At 71.2% G+C, this 3,954-nt stretch carries 4 protein-coding genes; all 4 read right to left on the reverse strand.

The window, feature by feature from the left end; genetic code table 11:
- Positions 1 to 177: 177 nt before the first annotated feature.
- Complete coding sequence (locus tag P409_RS28655; RefSeq protein ID WP_034846455.1) at positions 178 to 600, reverse strand: DUF1489 family protein; 423 nt, start codon at positions 598 to 600, stop codon at positions 178 to 180.
- 93 nt (positions 601 to 693) lie between these two features.
- Positions 694 to 1,605 (reverse strand): hydroxymethylglutaryl-CoA lyase, encoded by a 912-nt coding sequence (locus tag P409_RS28660; RefSeq protein ID WP_034846457.1) that lies wholly within the window; start codon positions 1,603 to 1,605, stop codon positions 694 to 696.
- 1 nt (position 1,606) lies between these two features.
- Positions 1,607 to 3,574, reverse strand: coding sequence for an acetyl/propionyl/methylcrotonyl-CoA carboxylase subunit alpha (locus P409_RS28665; protein ID WP_034846459.1), 1,968 nt, complete (start codon positions 3,572 to 3,574; stop codon positions 1,607 to 1,609).
- A 78-nt stretch (positions 3,575 to 3,652) separates the two neighbouring features.
- A partial coding sequence (locus tag P409_RS28670) for a LysE family translocator (RefSeq protein WP_034846461.1) occupies positions 3,653 to 3,954 on the reverse strand: 302 nt, incomplete at its 5' end.

The following is a 3,954-nucleotide window of genomic DNA, read 5'->3' on the forward strand; positions in this document are numbered from 1 at the left end:
GTTACCGACCAGGCTTTTGCAACCCCTTTTGGCTGCCTGCCGCTGCGTCGCTCTCTTTCGAGTTCGTCGCCGCGGCGTCGCCGTCGGTGGAGCGGTTTATAGGGGGGTGATCCGGGGCACGCAAGAGCTTTTTTGCACTTCCGTGAATTTCTTTTCGGAGCCCCCGGAACGCCTCTCTCAGAGCAGCCCGAGAGCCCGGAGCTCCTGCTGCAGATGGGCCGGCAGGTCACTCTCCGACGACGCCCCCAGGTCGCGTGGCGCCGTCTCCGGGTCGAGATAGCGCCAACCCTGGAAGGCACGCAGCGGCCGAGCTTCCACCGCCGTCAGCTCCGGGTGGTAGAGCAGCCGGCAATAGGTGTCGCCGTCCTCGTCGGTCACCATGAACATGTCGAGGATCGGCTGCCGCACCAGGATGACGTGGCGGATCACCCAGAAGATCGAGCCGCCGTCGATCAGGTCGTCCCGCCGTGTCGGCATGCGCTTGGTGTAGCCGTAGACGACCTCGCGCCCGTCGACGACATGGCGCCGGCCCTGCTGGACCGTGGCGAGCTGGGCCGGCTCGGAGATGCCGACGGCGACCTTCAACAGATGGACAGGCACTGTTCCTCCAGGACCGCACCGCCGCGGCCGGGTTCCGGACACCGGGCGCGCCCGGTCAACGCCCTGGATCAGAAGACCCAAACGGCCGGAGGATCAAGGGTTCGAATCGTCCCTGGCCAGCAGCGCTCGGGCGACGCGGGAGACCGGCGGCCGGTCGAGCACGCCGGAGATGAAGCGGGTGGCGTCGAGCAGCCGGTCCATGGCCACGCCGCTGGCGATGCCGAGGCCGTCGAGCAGGTAGACCACATCCTCGGTCGCGACGTTGCCGGTGGCGCCCTTGGCATAGGGGCAGCCGCCGAGCCCGGCCACAGCCGAATCGACCACGGCGACGCCGCGCTCCAGCGCCGCGTGGATGTTGGCGACGGCCATGCCGTAGGTATCGTGGAAATGGACCGCCAGCGAACCGCGCGGGATCCGCGCCGCCACCGCCTCGATCATCGCCACGGCCCTGCCCGGCGTGCCGACGCCGATGGTGTCGCCCAGGCTGATCTCGTAGCAGCCGAGATTGAACAGGGCGGCCGACACCTCGGCCACCTTCGCGGCTGGCACCTCTCCCTCATAGGGACAGCCGAGCACGCAGGAGACGTAGCCGCGCACCTTCAGCCCGGCCGTCCGGGCACGAGCCACGACCGGGGCGAATCGAGCCAGGCTCTCGGCGATCGAGCAGTTGATGTTGCGGCGGCTGAAGCTCTCCGAGGCGGCGCCGAACACCGCGATCTCGGTCGCCCCGACGGCCAGCGCGGCGTCGAGGCCGGTCTCGTTCGGCACCAGCACCGGATAGGAGATGCCGGGCGCGCGCGCGATGCGGGCCATCACCTCGGCCGAATCGGCCATCTGCGGCACCCATTTCGGGCTGACGAAGGCGCCGGCCTCGATCACCGTCAGCCCGGTGGCCGACAGAAGGTCGATCAGCCCGACCTTGGCCTCGAGCGGCACCACCGCCTTCTCGTTCTGCAGCCCGTCGCGCGGGCCGACCTCGACGATGCGGACCTGGGCCGGGAGCATCTCAGCCGGCCTCGAAGCCGATCAGGGCCACGCCTTCGTCGACCTGGTCGCCGGCGGCGAAGGGCAGGCTGGTGACGGTGCCGTCCGCCGGAGCCGCGACGGTGTGCTCCATCTTCATCGCCTCCAGCACGATCAGGGGCTGCCCCTTGGTCACCTTGGCGCCGGCCTCGACCAGCACCGCGATCACCCGGCCGGGCATCGGCGCGGTCAGCCGGCTACCGGCTGCCGCCTCCTCGCCGGCATGGGCCAGCGGGTCGACGATGCCGAACACCCGGTCGGCGCCGTCGCGCAGCACCGCGACACGCTCGTCGGCCGCCACGATCGTCGCCCGCACCGTGCGGTCGCCGAGCCGGGCGGTCAGTTCCCGCCCCGCCAGCGTGCCGCCGGCCTCGACCGGCCCGTCCGGCGTGCCGATCGAGAGGCCACCATGCCGGCGGTAGCGCACCGCCACCGCGATCTCGGCGTCGCGATCGGCCAGGCGCAGCGTCTCCTCCGCCTCGTCGTTCAGCCGCCAGCCATCGGCCAGGCCCCAGGGGCTGGCCCGGTCCCGCGCACGGCCGAGCACGAGGCCGAGCGCCGCGAGCGCGATGTCCTCGGAGGAGGCCGGCGCGGGCGGCGGCAGCAGCTCCGTCGCATGGCGGGCGATGAAGCCGGTGTCGAGCTCGGCGGCGGCGAAGGCCGGGTGGCGCGCGATCGCCCGCAGGAAGTCGAGATTGGTGGCCAGGCCGGCGATGCGCGCCTGGTCCAGCGCCCGCGCCAGCCGCCGCACCGCCGCCGGCCGGTCGATATCCCAGACGATCAGCTTGGCGATCATCGGGTCGTAATGGATCGAGATCGAATCGCCCTGGCGCACGCCCGAATCGACCCGGACATGCGGCGCAGCCTCGGGCAGGGCCAGATGCGCCAGCCGCCCGGTCTGCGGCAGGAAGCCGGCCTGCGGGTCCTCGGCATAGAGCCGGACCTCGATCGCGGCGCCGTTGATGGCGAGGTCGTCCTGGCCCAGCGGCAGCGTGCCGCCGGCCGCGACCAGCAGCTGCCATTCGACCAGGTCGAGCCCGGTGATCGCCTCGGTCACCGGATGCTCGACCTGCAGCCGGGTGTTCATCTCCATGAAGTAGAAGCGGCTGTCGGTGTCGAGGAGGAACTCGACTGTGCCGGCGCCGACATAGCCGATGGCCTTCGCGGCCGCGACCGCCGCCTCGCCCATCGCCTTGCGGATCGCGGGGTCGAGGCCGGGGGCCGGCGCCTCCTCCACCACCTTCTGGTGGCGGCGCTGGATCGAGCAGTCGCGCTCGAACAAGTAGACGCAATGGCCGTGGCCGTCGGCGAAGACCTGGATCTCGACATGGCGCGGCCGGGCCAGATAGCGCTCGATCAGCACCCGGTCATTGCCGAAGGAGGAGGCAGCCTCGCGCTGGGCGCCGGCCAGCTGGGCGGCGAAATCCTCCGCCCGCTCGACCACGCGCATGCCCTTGCCGCCGCCGCCGGCCGAGGCCTTGATCAGCACCGGGAAGCCGATCTTGGCCGCCTCCGCCGCCAGCCGGGCGGGGTCCTGGTCGGCCTCGTGATAGCCGGGCACCAGCGGCACGCCGGCCGCCGCCATCAGCGCCTTGGCCTCGCTCTTGCCGCCCATGGCGCGGATCGCCGACGGCGGCGGGCCGACGAAGGTGATGCCGGCCCGGGCGCAGGCTTCGGCGAACTCCGCATTCTCCGACAGGAAGCCATAGCCGGGATGGACCGCCTGGGCGCCGGTCGCCTTCGCCGCGGCCAGGATGGCGTCGACCCGCAAATAGCTCTCTCGCGCAGAGGCCGGCCCGATCCGGACCGCGGCATCGGCCTCGGCGACATGGCGCGCCCCGGTATCGGCGTCGGAATGGACCGCGACGGTGCGCAGGCCGAGGCGCCGCGCGGTGCGGATCACCCGGCAGGCGATCTCTCCCCGATTGGCGATCAGAAGCGTGTCGAACATTCCCGTCCCGGAACAGCCGCTTGATTTGAGCAACAATCTAACAGGGCTGGGCCGCGGCGCACGCGGGAAAACGAAAGCCTATTTCGGCCGGCCATCGGCCAGCACCAGCCGCGCCGCCAGGCCGAGGAAGACGACCCCGGTGAAGCCGTTCAGCAGCCGCGCCACGGCCGGCCGGCGGGACAGAACCCGGCCCACACCACCCGAGGACATCCCGACCAGGGCGTTGATGGTGGTGCCGGAGATGTTGCCGAGCGTGCCCAGCACCAGGATCTGCAGAACCGCGCTGTGCGCCGGGTCGACGAATTGCGGCAGGAAGGCGATGAAGAACAGCGCCACCTTCGGATTCAGGACATTGGTGACCATGCCGTCGAAGAAGATCC

The sequence above is a fragment of the Inquilinus limosus MP06 genome, assembly GCF_000767795.1.
GTDB classification, from domain to species: domain Bacteria; phylum Pseudomonadota; class Alphaproteobacteria; order DSM-16000; family Inquilinaceae; genus Inquilinus; species Inquilinus limosus_E.